The sequence below is a fragment of the Christiangramia sediminis genome, assembly GCF_020552705.1.
In the GTDB taxonomy this organism is placed as follows: domain Bacteria; phylum Bacteroidota; class Bacteroidia; order Flavobacteriales; family Flavobacteriaceae; genus Christiangramia; species Christiangramia sediminis.
The window spans coordinates 656,980-674,153 of the sequence record NZ_JAJBZG010000005.1 but is presented as its reverse complement, the minus strand read 5'-3'; the positions used below and the strand labels follow the sequence as shown (position 1 = coordinate 674,153).

Below are 17,174 nucleotides of genomic sequence, written 5' to 3'. Positions count from 1 at the left end.
ATTTTTAGTTGTCTTCATAAGACCTCTTCTAAATTCATAAACTTCTTTAACCAAACTTGTATTTAGGATATTTTAAAAACTAAAGATCTTCTCTTTTATTTATTTTCTCCTGCCATTTCCAGGCACTTTTTAAAGCCACATCCAAAGAGCGTTTAGCTTTCCAATTAAGTTCCTTATTGGCTTTCTTAGTATCGGCATAAGCTGCAGTTATATCACCTTCCCTACGTCCCTCAATTTTATATGAAAGTTTTTGCCCGGTTGATTTCTCGAAAGAATGAATAACTTCCAGAACAGAATTCCCTTCGCCCGTACCCAGGTTAAAAACTTCATAATTATCTCTTTCCTTACCTTTAATTAAACGGTTTAGTGCAGCTACGTGAGCTTCAGCAACATCCATAACATGAATATAATCCCTAATGGCAGTCCCATCATTAGTAGGATAATCTTCACCAAAAACCGCTAATTGTTTGCGTTGGCCAATGGCGGTCTGTGTGATAAACGGTACAAGATTTTGTGGAGTCCCTATAGGTAATTCTCCAATCTCTGCTGAAGCATGTGCACCAATAGGGTTAAAATATCGTAAGGAAATTGCCTTAAAATCTTTTTCTATCTTACAGATGTCCTTTATAATCTCCTCTCCAATTTGTTTCGTATTCCCATAAGGTGATTCTGCTTTTTTTGTGGGAGCATTTTCACTAATGGGCAATTCATCTGCCTGCCCATAAACTGTACATGATGAACTGAATATTAATTTAGAAGAGGATTGGAGGGACAAAATATTAAGGAGACTACAAAGATTGTTTTCATAATACAATAAAGGCATTTTTACACTTTCCCCTACCGCTTTTGATGCTGCAAAATGTATAATTCCCTCCAAATCCATATTATTCTTAAAGAATTCTCCGACCTGTTCTTTATTTCTTAGATCAAAACTGTAAAATGCAGGAGTTTCACCGGTGATTTTCGTAATACCTCCCAAAACATCCAGGGAGGAATTAGAAAGGTTATCAATTACTACAACCCTAAATCCCTTTTCCTGAAGTGCAACAACAGTATGAGAGCCTATATAACCCAGTCCTCCAGTAACCAATATTTTTTTTGAGGGATTCATATCTTTTATATTTTTCACTAATTTAAAATGGTATTGATCTACTCTTTCAAAGAATATCTTTAAGGAATTACAGATGCCTTTAGCGTATTCTATTTCCCATTAAATCCTATTCGAGTTTAAAATTGGAATCGTTTTTCATTTATAAATATAATAAATGTATTTAATACGTTTATTATATATGGATTCAAATTTTCTTTTTAAATAGTAAAAGAGATGATTGAGAATAACTCTCACCCGCACATGTCAGTTATTGCTGAATTTTTGGTTATGAAAAAAACCATTAATTATTGGACAGGGTTTTTAAGGTAAGTACTAAACTATTAATCAAAAGTATCACTCCATTGGGTGACAACCATTAATCAGTCATTTATAATCGCGCTTCCAGGAGGAATTTTTCAAAAATAATTATTGAATATTTTAATCCATATCCAGAACGTGGAATTTTTAATATGCCCCATTTCTCCCATAACTAACCTTGCGCATGGTTCCTGTGCTGTTTTTATAGTGTTCCGTAGATAAGCGTAAAGTAAAAACAGCATAGGGCGCATGCTACTTATGATTCATAATTTACAGTAAAAAATTACGATTTTACAGGGCTCTATAAGACATTTACTGTAAAAACAAGGTGAATTGCCGCAACCTAAATTGTCATGACAAATCTTATTTTTTTCCTTCTAACCACCTGAGGTAATTCTCTTTGAGTTCAGGATTTTCTAAGAAATATTCCTGATACCGGTTCTCTAAATTCACCTTCATCTGAAAAAACTCAAATTTTTCTTCTTTTGCTGTTTTGGCAGTATATCCAAAATACCCCAACAGCCCCAATGAAAGAATTCCAAGTATTCCGAATAGGATCAACAGATAAGAGGGGAACAGCCTGGCATGTTTCAGTTTTTCATCAATGCTTTTAAGCACATCATCTTTTAAATGATTTTTTTCCTCCTGTTTTTCTAAAAAAGTATTGAGGTTCTTTTCCAAAGCTTCTGTGGTAATTGGGATACTCATATTTTGAAGCGTTTTCGAGTATTCTTTTAGTTGAAGGATTGCCAATTTAAAGTCGGCCATCTCATCGGTCATCAGCTCCATGATCTCATCTAGTTTTTTCATAGCTCATTAATTTTAAAACCCCATTCCGGTATCCAGTCCTCTTTTGATTACTTGCTTTATTAGGTCTTTGGCGATTTTACTAGCCATATTCGTACTAAGCTGTACGGTCTTATCCATCAGTTTTAAACTATTGGGTACTTCTTTAAGTTTGGTATAACTTGTATTTTGAGTGATTTCTCCAATAATTTTACCTCCGGTCATAGACCTGTCAACATCGCTTGCCTTCAGATTGGTGCCTTTATATTCAAACCGAAACCCCTGCAACTGATTGGATTTATTAATGGAGGGAATCACCTGTATGTTACAGTCCTTCATCTTACTGATATATTCATCTATCGATTTTGGTCTGGATTCCAATACCTTGGTATTAATATGCCTGATCGCCAATCGCTGCCAATTCAATTCTTTTAGTTTTTCCTGTTGAACTTCACGCACCCTTGTAAGACCCAATCCTTTCGCCACATTATCTGCGGCTACCTGGCTGCGCTTTCCAATGAAACTATCGTTATAAGCTTTTCCATCGAAGCCAATCCTATTCACATACACATGAACGTGGGTATGGGCCTTGTCCCGATGTACAAAAGCGATGGCCTGCCGGTTTTTTAATTCCATTTCCTTCAGGAACTGTTTGGTAATCTCCTGGAGTTGTGCCTTGTTCATTTCCTGCCCGTCTTTAACGGTGGGACTCAATATAAAACTGAGCGTATTCTGGGTGCACCGCTCATTTTGTGATTGGATGATCTTAAATTCCTCGGTTATTTCCTGGGGCGTATCTCCCGCCAGGTATTCTTTGTAAATTACTTCTGCATCTTTTTCCTGATTCCATCCATACTCTATGGAGGCTCCGGTGCTTGCAATGGAATGTCCTTTGCCAATCATTTTTTGAAGTTTTTTAGATGAGTCCTGATTTCTTCAGCTAATTGCCGTACTTCCTTTGACAACTGGGGATTGCTTTTTTTAAACATATTGCTGATCCGGCTAAAGTTGTTTTTATACTGAACCAATAACTGATAAGATTCTAATTGTTCTGGAGTAATGCGTTCGACCATATTGATTTTAAAAGCAGTAGCCCTAAGATATTCTGAAAGGGAAATTCCCGCCCTGGCCGCTCTTTTTTTGAGTAGCTTTTTCTCGTAAATCGAGCAGCGTATCTGGATGTATTCCCGTTTCATTTTTCTCCTTTATTTCTTTGCAACCTCCGGGCGCAAAGCAAGATTGTCATGACAATGACACATCTTGCTTTGCCTCCCAATATGAAATCTCCCTTGAGGCATTTACTTTTTAGATGCTAATTAATTATTCAGCTTTTTCATTGTTTTTTTGTTGAAATCAGCTTTTCATTTAGGTCTTTATATACTTGAAATAACTCACTTCTATCATTGGTGTTCTTATAATCCTGAAGTAATTTTTTTCTATTTTTATTTCCAGGCTGGTCATTGTCCAGGTACAGATCAACTTCCTTATAATTTTTAAAATGGGGAGTGATTTGTTTTAAAAAAGCTAAAGAGTTTAAAGCAACGGCATCTGAATTTATAATTTCATCGGGGAATAATTCAGCCAGGGATAACAAATCAAACATTCCTTCTAATAGAATTAAGCGATCTGAATGTGTCTTTAGGTAAGTATAAGATTTTGGAGAACTGGAGCCTTTGAAATATCTATTACGAAGTTCCCAGCCGCATAATTGATTTTGTAAACCCAAAGCGAAGTATTGCTTTCCTTTTAATCTATATCTTACTTCCTTACAATAGTGTTCGGCTATGGAGATTGAAATTTTCCTGGAGCCTAAATATTGAATCAACCCCGGATGTTGTATTGGTTTCACTTCAAAAATTTCAATTTTCGAAGCAGTTTTTTTTTTAGAATGGGCTGATGAAAAGAAAAAGTATGCTGTTGCTTGTTTAAAAATTTCAATGCCTGTTTGACTGAACACTTTTTCATAGCCACAATCAAATCCAGCCCGTTTCCGCCCGTTCCTATCCCATGGTCATACCATCGATTCAATTTTAGAGAAACTTTGAAAGAGGCCTGTGTTTCTGACCGTAGGGGACTCAGAAACCAAGCTTCTTTCTCCGCTATCCTGCTTGGAAAGTGTCCGAAGCTAGCCAGCGTTTTTACGATGGAGAGATTTCGGGCTCTTTCGCAGGTGAGTCTAGGTAAATTCATTTTTTCTTTCATCAGCCTTTTTATTTGACTTAAAATGTACTTATTTGAGTGTTTCCTTATTTCTCAATTTTCGGCATCACTTTTATTTTTGATGACACTTTGATGACAAAACGATGACAGTCTTAAGTCTTACTATTACTGCTCTAAGAAGATTCTGTCATCATTCATCAAAAAATGAAGAAATAATTAGTCTTATTTTATCAGCAGCATCCAAAAAAATGATGAAACGATGCCAATCACTGAAACCTCCCGAAAAACCAGGAGTTTCCGTGTCATCACTTTGTCATCAATTCATCATTTACTCCTTTATTTCTCTGATTCAGTCTGAATTCTGATCTTCAAAATGATCCAGGATAAAAGTTTTATTTATAGTGAAATAGCGTCCTTTGGTAGTGGATAGGTTGGAGCTGCCGTTTTCCCAAAGCGTAAATTTTTCGTAGCGGTTGGAGTTGGATATATTCTCAAGCTTCCAATCCTGCTTTAGAATTTTCCTGATTTGCGTCAAATCTGTCCGCAACCTTGTTTTACTAAGCGCATTTAAAGCATCCATGGGACATAAATGTATTTCCTGAAGATCATGCTCTTCCATGACCATTAATAAGATACTGGCCAGCTCTTTCTCTACCCGGTTTCGGTTGTTCTGAACCAGTTTAAAAAGGGCGGGGGTTTCAATCTGTTTAGGGGTAAACCACATTCGCGTTTGATGTTTGCTTTGTAAAGAACGGTGCTGAAGAAAATGTAAAAAAGAAGGAATCTCTTTTTCCAGGTCTTCTAAAAAAACGGTATTTTCCTTTTTAACTGAAGGAACTTTTAAAACCCAGAACCGGGTTTCGTGATGATCTATTTTAATGAAATTCTCTTCATTATTACTACAAAGGATAAATTTCCCAAAGAATTCTACTTCCCGCTTGTCTTTGCCCTTAGCCTCTAGCTTATTGAAATTGGTAGTGCTTAAGTATTTGATACGCTCCGTCAGTTCCTCTTTATTGAATAGGACTTCATCAATACAAATCAGCAGTTTATTAGCCCAGTCAGCATTAAACTGGCTGCTAAAACTATCATTGGTAAGATAGGTTAGGTTATTTTCAAAGATCTGTTTAAGCCATTTCAGAAATGTGCTTTTTCCGGTAGATCGCTCCCGGGATACCAAACACAAAATGGGAAGTATCTGAGTGGGTTTGGTGTATAATAATTGCAGGTAATCCAATCCCGACTCAAAATGATCCCCGAAAATATGTTTTATAAACTCCAAAGATTTGGGACAGCTCCCTTCTACTATCTGATGGCTTAGGGGAGAATAAGTGTTGTAGAAATTATGATAGGTAGATTGAAAATTTAGATGACTTGGAATACAGGTAAACCCGTCAAATTTTGGAATGCTGGCCAGGAATGTTTTTCCGTGATCCTGTCGAATAGTTTCTATATTCCAGGAAACCAGAATTTCATTTACATTCCCGTTAATGGTTGGAGCCTCTACAAGTTTATAATATTGCGTGCCTACCCGTATATATTCAATTTCAGTCTTCATCTTAATCTGGATGCAAATCAGCTAAAAAACCTACTGACAAAACATCAATTAAATATACTGAAAACCGATTATAATTGAATAATATTCAACTATAATTTAATTTGATTGAGAATAGTGCAATTTGTAAGACAAAAAAGTGTTTTACAAATTTTTTACGTTTTAGATGTTACCAAATGATTGATTTTGAATTTTGGTGTTTTTTCGTTTAAAATGGAAAAACAATAGAAAAGGTCTAATGTGGAGATATATTGACGATAGCAATTCAAATAAGCTGGCTATCCTATTCACCAAATATTACAATTAAAGCCTTATTATCTATTTCTCCATTCGCTCCCCGGCTAAAATTCGCGCCTTCAGTAAATTCATATCCTCACTGAGTTTCTCATCAAGAATCTTTGCATAATGTTGGGTTGTTTTCAGCGAGCGATGTCCAAGCATCTTACTAACTGATTCTATTGGAACTCCATTGGAAAGGGTTACTGTAGTAGCAAAAGTATGCCTGGCCATGTGGAAGGTCAGGTTCTTTTTAATATCGCAGCTATCAGCTATTTCTTTTAAATAACTGTTCATACGTTGGTTTGTATAAACTGGAAGTAATTTTCCAGTTGGGCTTTCTAAGTCCCCGTATTTTTCTATTAGTTTTTCAGCAACCGGAAGTATAGGAATACTACTTAGAGTTTTAGTTTTGGTTCGTTTGGTCTTGATCCATTTGTTTCCATCGATACCTTTGATAATATCATCTGCAGTCAGCTTGAAAACATCCACATAAGCAAGGCCGGTATAACAGGAAAAAAGAAAAACATCCCTAACATGTTCCATTCGAGGAATCGTAAACTCCTTTTCCATTATTTTAATGATTTCTTCTTTAGTCAAAAATTCCCGATCTATTACCTGCACTTTTAATTTGAAATTGTAAAATGGATCTTTCTCCACCCAACCATTTGTATAGGCGATTCTAACTATTTTTTTAAGGTATGAAAGATATTTAAGGGCTGAGTTATGAGAAAGGTCGAGTTTCGTTTTTAGATAATAGATAAAGGAGTTGATAAATTTCACATCTATATCTCTTACCTTATAATCTTTCAATTTAAAACTTGAAGTAATAAAAGAAGCCAGGTGCTTTTTCGTGGTTTTATATCTTTGAAGCGTTCGGAAAGAGTAATCCTTCCCAATTAGTTTTTCCATTCTCATATTATGTTCTTCAAACATTTGAAGAATGGACTTTTGGGTGTCGTTATTTCCTAAGAATTCATCCTTGATTTTAATGGCAGTTATTTCTTCTCCATTATCCAGAAATTTCTGGTAGATCTCATAAATCCTGTTTTTGATGATATCAAGATTCCTATTTACCTGTTTAGCTTCTATAGAAGATCCCACAACTTTATTAGCCTGAGCATTCCACTTTCCAAGGGAAACTTTCCGCATTGTACTAGCCTCTGCACGCTTACTATCGTACGTAATTCTTAAGTATACTGTGGCCTGAGTAGCTTCCTTATCCTTACTCTTTCTTATATAGAATAAAATAGATAGTAAATTTTGCATCTTTTCCCTCTTTAATTTCAATTAAATTTAGTTGAAAAAAGAATACAATAAAACCCGTAATGTTTTATTTAACAGTCACTTACAATCCATTCGGGCGCACCTATATTAATAGTGAAAGTGCACCCGAATTAGACACCTTTTAGATGTATTAAAATGATATTAAATGAATACAAGGAAAATAAAAAACCCTATAAACAGTACAGTTTATAGGGTTTTGGTTTAATTTGATACATTAAAAGTACTCGAGGCGGGAATCGAACCCGCACTCCCGAAAGAACTGGATTTTGAATCCAGCGCGTCTACCAATTCCGCCACTCGAGCTAGTGGAGGGCAAAAATATAAAATTTTTGGTTCTAAGAAATGAATTCCATCTAATTTCTCATAGAATTTGCGAACCCGGATTTACATCTCATTCCAAAGAGTATTTTCTTATAGAATCTTTTTATTATTTATGCATAAATAACTGAATTTCAGTTTTTTTCCATAATTTAAAAGCCATAACCACCAATCATACAAGAAAATGAGACGATGCTCAAGAATTCCCTACATCGCTTTCGCACTTTTTATAACATGTTTTTCCTGTTCAAAAGACAATCCTTCAGAAGAACCAAAACAAATTTCTAAAGAAATTTTTGAACTTGAAGAAAAAATAATTGGCCTTTGGGAAGTTGAAGATGACGACGGCCAGGCTAATTCTAGTAATAGGCAGGCTGTTGATGATGATCTGTGTTATGTTTCTTCCTTAATATTTTATATTGATGGGACTTTTACCGTTACCTATACTGGCGGTACAATTACCGGGGAATATACGGTAACCAGCGAAAAGTCTATCAGTCTTGGTGAAGCAGGGAATATAGGCAACGTAAATTTCACTAGCGGTGTCATGTATTTTGAGATAGAATTAAATGGTATTTGCGCTGCAGCATATCATTGTAACCGAAGAATCGATTACAGGCGCGGAGATTGTTATTCATTTTTGAATTGTCATGACGACAGCGTATGGAAAATGACTGCTGATAATAATACTTATTTTATAAAATTTGTAGATCACCATAATGGTACGTGGTTGCAAAATTTTGTAGGCTGGAATTCTGAAGACTGTTTCTCTGCAGAAACGAATAAATATAATGACGGCGAACTAATCCTTATTAAAAACAATACCGGATACCTAAGATATATTCATCAAAAAAATAACGGAAATGCTATTCATAGTTATCTTATAAACTCTAATGGTAATTTGGAAAGAAAAATAGAAAATTCAGATGCTTCCGTAACCTATCATACTTTTCAACCAGCCTCTCAGGAAGAACTGGATATTTTAATTTCCAAAACTGAATGTGGAGCAAAAACCTATATACCGGATGATGTTTTTGAGCAGGAGCTAATCGATCGAGGTTTGGATAATATAATAGACAATTATGTTCTTACTGAAAATATTTCCGGATTGACAGCCTTGAGCTTTGTAAATTATGCTGTAAATGATCTCACCGGTTTGGAAGATTTTGTTTCTCTTACACACTTCACGCTGAATTCCTCTACCATCAAAGAAATAGATCTTACCACTAATTCTTTTTTAGAGCGTGTTTACCTGAGCTCTACTGAATTGACCCATCTCGATATAGATCAGAATGCTGAATTACAAAGTTTTTACCTGGAATACGGAAAGATAGAAACTATAGATTTTTCTGGAAATGAGAAATTAAAGATTCTAGAACTTCACGCTACAACAATTTCTAATTTGGATGTCTCGCAAAATGAGGAATTAGAAATGTTAACAATAGAAGGTGGTAACCTGAATGAATTGAAGTTTAGCCGAAACGAAAACCTCTGGCATCTTAATATAGACAATCAACCACTGGAATCCATAGATCTCTCATTCTTTCCAAACCTTCGGGAAATTAATCTGGGGTATAATAATCTACACGAGATTGATGTTAGCAAATGTCCAAAACTGGAATTCTTATCAATATCCAATAACTCACTATTAAATATAAACTTATTAGAGAACGTCAACTTAAGAGAGCTCTTTATCTCAGATAATAGTCTCTCTCAACTTGATATTTCACGCAGTTCAAAACTTTACACTATGTATGCTGAAAATAATCCAGACCTGGATTGCATACAGATTGCAGATACACACTGGGAAGAAATCAATGCAGATCCTCTAAACTATCGATGGAAGAAAAATGATAATACGGAGTATTCAACGGACTGTGGATATTGATAAATAAAATAATTCAACATATTTTAAATACTCAAAAGAAACTTCAATTCAAACCCGCAGAAATAACTCCACCCGTAAGACATTTTGCTATTAATTGCGCAGTATTACTACAACCGCTTTTATGAAGAATATTCTTTCGATGTGTCTTCACGGTATGCGGGGAGAGATTCAATTTTTCAGCAATATTTTCAGCATTTAATCCTCCGGCTAATTCATTAATAACCTGCACCTCTCTTTCTGAAAAAAGTTCAGAAAGCTCTTCCTCCTGATAATCGGCATAGGATGGATCAAACTTTTGGTGTTCAGGGTTGATATTATAATATGATTTTCCTCCTTTCATATTTATAAAAGAAATGTCCCTGCTGCTCGTAACTTTTAAATGGGAGATATCTGAATGCACACTGAACACATGTTCAAAAAAACCATTTTCATTCAGCGTAAGTGCCGTTGCCTGGTGAAGAATAGTTATAATCTTCCCTTTTGGATTCTGCATTTGATAAGAGTACATCACCTTATAATCTAAAATCTGGTCGGGCTTTAAAAAGCGCAGGTAGAAATCTTTTATCACGTTTTCCTTTTGCTGAATATTTTCAATTTCACCGGGTAAAGCCAGTTTAAGGAGATCCTGCATAGTAACTTCTGAAGCAGTCTTACCCGCAAATAACTTTACTGAATCTGAAACATGATCGAGCTCCAGATTATGCATATTCAAAATATAGTAATAGGAATTTCCGGGTGCGAAAAGCGCTGCGATCTGTTTAAATTCTTTAGAAGCCTGATAGGAATTATATTCAGAAAACTTTTCAGAATATTCCCTTTTCCAGTATTTCGAAATCTTATTAAATTCCTGATTCATAAAAAGCTATAGCTTATTAGATTCACTACAATATATAAAAAATACCTCTTTTAGGGTATTTTTTCAGTTTCAATCAAATAAAAAAAGCGGTCAATTGACCGCTTTTATCAGGCTAGTAAAAATGTTACTATTCAGTAGAAATCAGATTTCCATCAGAATCGTAATATTCTGTCTTTAGTATATTCTCATTTTCATCTTTATATTCAATTTTATAAGAGCCGTCTTCTTCATTAATTGTTTTCCAAACTGAGGTTCCGTCCTCTGCCCATTCTACAATTTCATATAAAAATCCCTGATAATAAGTTTCTGCTCTTTTGGGATCGCCATTAGGATAGAATTCTACGTAATCACTTACAAAATCACCTGCTGAAATTACCTGCCTTTCTATTCTCTCGCTAGAATCATAAAAAATATCCCAGGTCTGGTTTCTTCCATTAAGAGCGACAGATTCACTTTTTTTAGACTCCAGTGTTTTTTCATTCGTATACGCATAATACCATGTGTAAGTTTCAAAATTATCTGTTTTAGAATCTATGGTTTCACTTGCTATATCTCCAAATTCAGTATATGTATATTCATTTCTTCTTTGAACGGCCGAATCATCATAACCACTTTCTGAAGTATATCTTGTATTTACTTTGGTATTCCCATTTGCAAATTTCTCATAGACCTGTCTATACCAGAATTCATCGTTTTCACTATAGAATAATCCTTCTGAAACCCGGTTATTATCCTCCAGAACAAATTTTAAATTCTGATTAAAAGACCCATCGGCATTATTTCTATAAAAACCAGCCACAGTATGGTCTTCATTATAATTAACCTGAACGCTCACCTTATTTCCTGGCTCTCCATAATTATAATAAGTTTGCACATAACTGGCAGGTAAATTACTTTCCAATAATTCTGTATAGTCTATCTTATATAGGATTCTTTCTGGATATTTCTCATAGAGAGTGGAGTTTATAAGCTCACCCTCTGCATTTGTTTCATGGATCCAATACACACTGGTTGGCGGATATGGTTTCCAGCTTTCCAGTGTGGGAATGAATTTTTTAAAGACATCCACTCCGGGATCGTAAGTATCCCCGGTGGTTTCAGCTAAATGTACTGCTGCCTCTTCCGGGTAAACCACTTCAAGTTCTGAACCTGTTGCTAAATTAACTTCAGCTACGATCTCACCAAGAATACGTTCAATTGGCTGGGTAAAATCTATCGCATCTATAGTTATAGCGGCAGCAGTTTCTTCACTAATACTTATCCCGTTGCTGGGGTCATTATCAGAATCCAGGCTTTGCAAAAAAGCGGCGATATTTTTGACTTCTGGAATCTCCACTGTAGCATTTTCAGTAGAAACAATAGATATTGGGGTCATATCTTCACTTGCAGGACCACTGCCAAGAATAATATCTCCCAAAGAAAAGGTTACGGTCTCACCTTCCAGGTATTCAAATTTACCTTCAGCATCTGTGACTCCGCTTTTAGTTTCAGTTTCATAATTTAAGCCGGCAACTTCAGAGTCTCTAAAGACTCCAGTTTGCGTTTCTGCCACAGGATCAGGTCCAGGATCTGGCCCATCATCACCCCTGTCAACAAGATCGTCTTCTGAGCAACTAAAAAGACCGAACAATAAAAAGATTAACATTAAATTTTTCCAGGTTTTCATGAAATAGAGATTTAGAACCTGTAGGGAGGTATTGATAAAACAAAAAATGATTTTCGGAAAAAGCACCAAAAAATTCTTACTGCTTTTAATTGATGATAAAAATAGAACCTAAATTGATTCCTGTAAATACCCATAAAAGGGTAATTTTTAAGTTCTAATAATTATTAGAAATCGTATTTGCGATCTAAAGCATACCTAAGTAACTCGCCTGCTCCCTGAAGATTCAACTTTTTTATCATATTCTTGCGGTGGGTCTCCACGGTAGTTTTTCCAATAAACAGCGCATCGGCAATTTCCTGATTGGTTTTCCCCAGTCCCACCAGTTTTAAGATCTCCCGCTGGCGCTTAGTAAGAACCGATTTTCTTTTAGCTGAATTCTCTTTTGACTCGACATTTATATTAGGATCATAATAAACTTCTCCTGAATGCACTTTTCTAATAGCAAAAAGCAAATCTTTAAGACTCGCATTTTTCAGAATATATCCTCTGGCCCCGGCATCCAGCATTTGTTGCACGGCATTATCCTGATCAAACATGGTAAAAGCGATCACTTTGATCTCTGGGTTCTGCTTTAATATATTTTTGGTAGCCTGAATCCCATCCATAACCGGCATTCTAATATCGGTGATTACCAGGTTTGGTCTTTTTCTTTCCACCAGATCCATCAATTCCCGGCCATTTCCGGCGAAGCCTAAGAACTCAATATCTTCTTCATATTCAAAGAATACTTTAATTCCATCGATCAGGGCGATATGGTCTTCAGCAATAACTAATCTAATCATGATAATGGCATATTTATGACTACAGAAGTTCCCTTGCCGGGAACACTTTCAAAATCTACCGTTCCTCCAAAATGTTCCACCCGTTTTTGAATGGAATAGATACCCATTCCCTCTTTAGGTTTTACTTCCTCCCAGGCGAAACCTCTTCCATCATCTTCTACAAGAATATTGATCGCATCCCCGTAATGAGTGAGGTGAATGGTTGCCTCTGAAGCATCAGCATGTTTGATAACGTTGGTAATAAGCTCCTGGATGATCCTGAAGATCATAATTTCCATAGAATTTTCCAGCCTATCATCCATATCCGTATCTTCTACTTCTATGACTAATTTATTTGAAGCTGAAACTTTACTGGCAAAATTCTTTACGGCGGGTAATAAGCCTTCCTGAGCATTCACTCCGGCATTTTTTGCATGCGCAATACTTCTTACCTGCTGATAGGCTTCATCTATAAGATCATCTGTTTGTTTCAAAAGTCGGTCTTCCTCTTCCTTTAAACGGTCTTTTCTTACTTTCAGGTTCTGAAAATGCAGTTTTAAGGTCGCCAGTAAACCACCCAGGTTATCATGGAGATCGTTGGCAATACGCTGTCGCTCTTTCTCCTGACCCTCTATCATTGCATCTATACCCGCTAATTCCTGTTGTTTTAAAACCGAATCCAGTTTTTGTTTCTGAACTTCATACTCTTTTTCTGTGATCTTCTTTTTTGATTTCAGGTTCTTATAAGAGAGAAAACCAATAATGAGCACCAGTATCAAAGCTCCCACTGCGGCTAGCAACCATATTCTATTTTGTCTCAGCCTTAGATTTTCATTTTCTTTCTTCTCCACCTCGTATTTAGTCTGAATATCCAGCATTGCACTATTTTGCTCACTTTGCTGAATACTGTCCTGGTAGGTCTTTTCTAATTTCAGATACCTGTAGGCATTGGGAAAATCTCCTTTTTGTTCATAAGCATCTGCCATATGTTTATATAGCAAGCGTTTATTTTCTTTTTCATACTCCTTTGGCGCGATAGCCTCCGCCTTTTTGTAGTAGGCAATTGCAGAATCATATTGCTTCAACTGTTTGAGGACAGAAGCTTTGTTATTGTAGATATAAGAAATATAATCTGTAAGTCCTCTCTTCTCATATTCTTCCAAAGCGATCTCATAATGATAGATGGCAGAATCCTTCTTTTCTGTTTTCTCACCGTAAGCCACCCCCAGGTTATGATGGATCTTTGCATTCATTAAAGAATCACCGGTTTTTTTGTTCTCCTGAATGGCTTTATTGAAATATTCAATGGTTTTCTGAATATCAGAATTAATGAAGATACTTCCCAATTGCATGTAAGCTTTAGCCAGTAATTCGGGATCATTTTTTTCCCGTGCATAATCAAGGTATTCCTTCATAAAGGGCTGGGGATCAAGGTCCTTATTCTTACTTGAAGTGAGTAGGGGAATGATCTGAAGGTTGATACTTGCAACTTTCTCCAGGCTATCCAGATCTTTATATTTTCGTTTTGCGATCATAAAATTCTCAAAACTATCATCTGCCTGGTTTTTGAGTCCTTCCAGGCGGGCAAGTAGAAAATAATATTCGGCTTTATAGCTGGGTTTTAATCTTGCCGAATCTATTTCAGCCAGAAGAATTGTCGCCGGGTTAGTCTCTCGAATCTTGATAAGACTATCAATTTTCGGAAATTTTGAGTTTTGGGAATAGGTAATGGCAGCAAGTAAAAAACTTGCCGCCAGTATGATCTTATGGAATAGCTTATGTTGCAATTTAACCTCCGGTTCCTACTAAAATTCCTCCGCCAGCAGTTTCAGGAACAAAATTCGGTTTACAGGAATCACTTACTTCAGCCAGTATATATTCAATTTTGATACTTCCTGGAATTCCTGACCTATCACCAAGTTCGACCTCCACTTTTTTTGTTGTTGAAGACTTAGAATTGACAAGATTTTCTGCCAGTGTGCAGCCATCAGTCCCTTTGAATTTAATCACTATATGGTCATCATCTGTAAATTCAGCATTTAAAACTTCAAATTTTTCTGGAAATTTTATTTTAAAATGTACTTCAGTTAATTTTCCTGAATTTGATTTGAATTGAAGTTTTTTACTTTCAACTTCAAATTGAGAGTTAACATATTCTTTAGTCATTAGAATAATTTTAATTGGTTAGTTGGAATTTTAAATCTGAGTTCTAATTTCGAAAAAAAATATTAATCAAATGTTGAATACCTGATTAATAGAATTTAAGGGATTCAATTTTTCTAATTTTCACTTGAACCGTATTGGTAAAATTACTATTCAAAGCTCCTTGATGAAATACCCATTAAAGGGTATTTATAGTCTTATTAATTAAGTCCTGGAGAGATGATGCCATTGGTAAGACATTTTGCAACTAATTCGGTAGTATTTGTACAACCGCTTTTTTGTAAAATATTCCGTCTGTGAGTTTTAATAGTATGATGGGAAAGATTCAGTTCGTCCGCGATCTGTTCCGCATTTAATCCTCTGGATAATTTGATCACGATCTCTTTTTCCCTTTCAGAAAAAAGCTTTGAAATATCTTTTTTATCTCCTTCACAGGCCTGGGGATCAAATTTGCCTTTAGAGATATCTACGTTGAAGTAACATTTGCCACCGTCCATATTAATAAAAGAAACAGTAGAGGTGCTGGTGATCTTAAGATGCGAAACATCGGTTTGTATACAAAGCACATGCTCGGGCGTGCCATTCTCCAACACGCTTAGCGGAATTGCCTGATAGAGCATGGTTCTTATCTTTCCGCGGGCATCTTTCATGCGATAGGAAAACATATTTTTATAGGCCAGTACTTCTTCTTTTTCCAGATAAGCAGTATAAAAATCACTGATAAGCTTACTTTTAAGATGGATGTTCTCAATTTCTTCCGGGAGTACTGTCTTCATAAGATCTTTAAGATGTACCTCCCCGGCATCCTTTCCCAAAAATTGTTCGACAGATTCTGAAACGTATTCCAGTTCAAAATTATGAAGATTCACAATGTATAAATAGGAGTTCCCCACTGCGAACATGGAGGCATACCTTTTAAAATCATCAGAGATTTCAAAAGGACGATAATCTTTCACCTGGCGGGAATAAATCTCTTTCCAGTAATCTGAGATCTTCCTGAGACCCTTTTGCATAAGGTTTAAACTTGGGAAAGTAAATATAAGAATTATTGAAATTTTAAAGAATCTTGAGTAGATTTTGAAATTTCATTGGAAGAAAATACCAATAAAAAAGCCTTCAGAAATACTCTAAAGGCTTTATATCAAATATTATGACTCATATTGGAATTGGACATATATTGTTCTACCCCAACAAAACATTTTGGAAATTTGACCCTACCCAAATTTCCACGTCCCATTATCAATTACTAATCATTTATTTGATGAGGCTAAGATAAACATGAAGTATACACCAAGAAATACCTTTATAAAGGTATTTTTACTTCAGAATCTTTTATGGGAGAGCTTAACTGGGTATCCTCATCTTTGCTTTTATTCGAATAAATTGTACTTTCGAAACTTCGCTAATAAACTCAGCTATGTCTCAATTTTGGTTGTACTTTAAGCTTGGCCTGGATCATGTTTTGGATTGGCAAGCCTATGATCATGTACTTTTTCTTATCGTTTTAGTAGCTTCCTATGGGTTTACTACCTGGAAACGCGTGCTCTGGCTGGTCACACTTTTTACCCTGGGACATACATTAGCTCTTTTTCTTTCAGTTTACGAGATTGTAAAAGTAGATGCGAATTATGTAGAATTCTTAATTCCCGTTACCATTTTGGCGACGGCAATTTTCGATATTGCTACGGCAGGTAGAAAAGTTAGAAATACCAATTTTAGTATCCTTTATTTCACCACCGCTTTTTTCGGAATTATTCATGGATTGGGTTTTTCTTCTTATTTCAAAATGATCGCGGCCGGTTCTGAAAGTAAATTCTGGCCCCTGGTAGAATTTGCCCTGGGAATAGAAACCGCTCAGGTGATCGTGGTTCTGGCGGTTATGATCATTGGCTTTCTGCTTCAAAATGTTCTTAACGTCTCCAAAAGAGATTGGATCCTGGTTACAGCATCTATCGTGATTGGCGTAATTCTTCCCATTCTTTTAGATAGTTATCTGGCCTTGTAGATTAAAGCCGCTTTAGACTATATTTTTAACAATAATCTTTTAATT

Annotated in this window: 16 protein-coding genes and 1 tRNA gene; 2 read left to right on the top strand and 15 right to left on the bottom strand. The window is 35.7% G+C overall.

Going from position 1 to position 17,174, the window contains the following annotated elements; genetic code table 11:
* Positions 1 to 79: 79 nt before the first annotated feature.
* The 9 genes from galE to LGQ90_RS12435 form a co-directional block, all read right to left on the bottom strand.
* Entirely contained in the window at positions 80 to 1,111 is a 1,032-nt protein-coding gene (gene galE, locus LGQ90_RS12475; protein ID WP_229341500.1) for a UDP-glucose 4-epimerase GalE, read from the bottom strand.
* A gap of 660 nt (positions 1,112 to 1,771) precedes the next feature.
* Positions 1,772 to 2,218: a DUF6730 family protein gene (locus LGQ90_RS12470; RefSeq protein ID WP_229341499.1), complete on the bottom strand. Its 447-nt coding sequence runs from the start codon at positions 2,216 to 2,218 to the stop codon at positions 1,772 to 1,774.
* A 12-nt stretch (positions 2,219 to 2,230) separates the two neighbouring features.
* Positions 2,231 to 3,097 (bottom strand): relaxase/mobilization nuclease domain-containing protein, encoded by an 867-nt coding sequence (locus tag LGQ90_RS12465; protein ID WP_229341498.1) that lies wholly within the window; start codon positions 3,095 to 3,097, stop codon positions 2,231 to 2,233.
* Positions 3,094 to 3,390, bottom strand: a complete 297-nt coding sequence (gene mbpA, locus LGQ90_RS12460; protein WP_229341497.1) for a mobilization protein MbpA — start codon at positions 3,388 to 3,390, stop codon at positions 3,094 to 3,096. The genes LGQ90_RS12465 and mbpA overlap by 4 nt, the downstream gene beginning before the upstream one ends.
* 137 nt (positions 3,391 to 3,527) lie before the next feature.
* Entirely contained in the window at positions 3,528 to 4,043 is a 516-nt protein-coding gene (locus tag LGQ90_RS15065) for a toprim domain-containing protein (protein WP_229341496.1), read from the bottom strand.
* Positions 4,040 to 4,396 carry a hypothetical protein gene (locus LGQ90_RS12450; protein WP_229341495.1) on the bottom strand — a complete coding sequence of 119 codons (357 nt, stop codon included), beginning with the start codon at positions 4,394 to 4,396 and terminating at the stop codon, positions 4,040 to 4,042. The genes LGQ90_RS15065 and LGQ90_RS12450 overlap by 4 nt, the downstream gene beginning before the upstream one ends.
* A 307-nt stretch (positions 4,397 to 4,703) precedes the next feature.
* Positions 4,704 to 5,912, bottom strand: coding sequence for a primase-helicase family protein (locus LGQ90_RS12445; RefSeq protein WP_229341494.1), 1,209 nt, complete (start codon positions 5,910 to 5,912; stop codon positions 4,704 to 4,706).
* A 315-nt stretch (positions 5,913 to 6,227) separates the two neighbouring features.
* Positions 6,228 to 7,454, bottom strand: a complete 1,227-nt coding sequence (locus tag LGQ90_RS12440) for a site-specific integrase (protein ID WP_229341492.1) — start codon at positions 7,452 to 7,454, stop codon at positions 6,228 to 6,230.
* Positions 7,455 to 7,693: 239 nt separating this feature from the next.
* A tRNA-Leu gene (locus LGQ90_RS12435) sits at positions 7,694 to 7,775 on the bottom strand.
* A gap of 199 nt (positions 7,776 to 7,974) precedes the next feature.
* On the opposite strand from LGQ90_RS12435, the gene LGQ90_RS12430 reads away from it, so the two are divergent.
* The gene (locus LGQ90_RS12430) at positions 7,975 to 9,678 is read left to right on the top strand and encodes a leucine-rich repeat domain-containing protein (RefSeq protein WP_229341490.1); all 1,704 of its coding nucleotides are present in this window, start codon (positions 7,975 to 7,977) and stop codon (positions 9,676 to 9,678) included.
* A 43-nt stretch (positions 9,679 to 9,721) separates the two neighbouring features.
* On the opposite strand, the gene LGQ90_RS12425 is transcribed toward LGQ90_RS12430, so the two are convergent.
* The 6 genes from LGQ90_RS12425 to LGQ90_RS12400 all read right to left on the bottom strand — a co-directional run bounded on the left by LGQ90_RS12425 (position 9,722) and on the right by LGQ90_RS12400 (position 16,137).
* Positions 9,722 to 10,534, bottom strand: coding sequence for a response regulator transcription factor (locus tag LGQ90_RS12425; RefSeq protein ID WP_229341488.1), 813 nt, complete (start codon positions 10,532 to 10,534; stop codon positions 9,722 to 9,724).
* Between the two features lie 127 nt (positions 10,535 to 10,661).
* Positions 10,662 to 12,200, bottom strand: coding sequence for a hypothetical protein (locus LGQ90_RS12420; RefSeq protein ID WP_229341486.1), 1,539 nt, complete (start codon positions 12,198 to 12,200; stop codon positions 10,662 to 10,664).
* A 164-nt stretch (positions 12,201 to 12,364) separates the two neighbouring features.
* Positions 12,365 to 12,982, bottom strand: coding sequence for a response regulator (locus LGQ90_RS12415; protein ID WP_229341484.1), 618 nt, complete (start codon positions 12,980 to 12,982; stop codon positions 12,365 to 12,367).
* Complete coding sequence (locus tag LGQ90_RS12410; RefSeq protein ID WP_229341482.1) at positions 12,979 to 14,748, bottom strand: tetratricopeptide repeat-containing sensor histidine kinase; 1,770 nt, start codon at positions 14,746 to 14,748, stop codon at positions 12,979 to 12,981. Before LGQ90_RS12410 ends, LGQ90_RS12415 begins: the two co-directional genes overlap by 4 nt.
* 1 nt (position 14,749) lies before the next feature.
* Complete coding sequence (locus tag LGQ90_RS12405) at positions 14,750 to 15,127, bottom strand: hypothetical protein (protein WP_229341480.1); 378 nt, start codon at positions 15,125 to 15,127, stop codon at positions 14,750 to 14,752.
* A 197-nt stretch (positions 15,128 to 15,324) separates the two neighbouring features.
* Entirely contained in the window at positions 15,325 to 16,137 is an 813-nt protein-coding gene (locus tag LGQ90_RS12400) for a response regulator transcription factor (protein WP_229341479.1), read from the bottom strand.
* Between the two features lie 404 nt (positions 16,138 to 16,541).
* Here LGQ90_RS12400 and LGQ90_RS12395 point away from each other — a divergent pair, with 404 nt between their 5' ends.
* On the top strand, positions 16,542 to 17,129 hold the full coding sequence (locus LGQ90_RS12395; RefSeq protein ID WP_229341478.1) for a HupE/UreJ family protein: 588 nt from the start codon (positions 16,542 to 16,544) through the stop codon (positions 17,127 to 17,129).
* Positions 17,130 to 17,174: the final 45 nt, after the last annotated feature.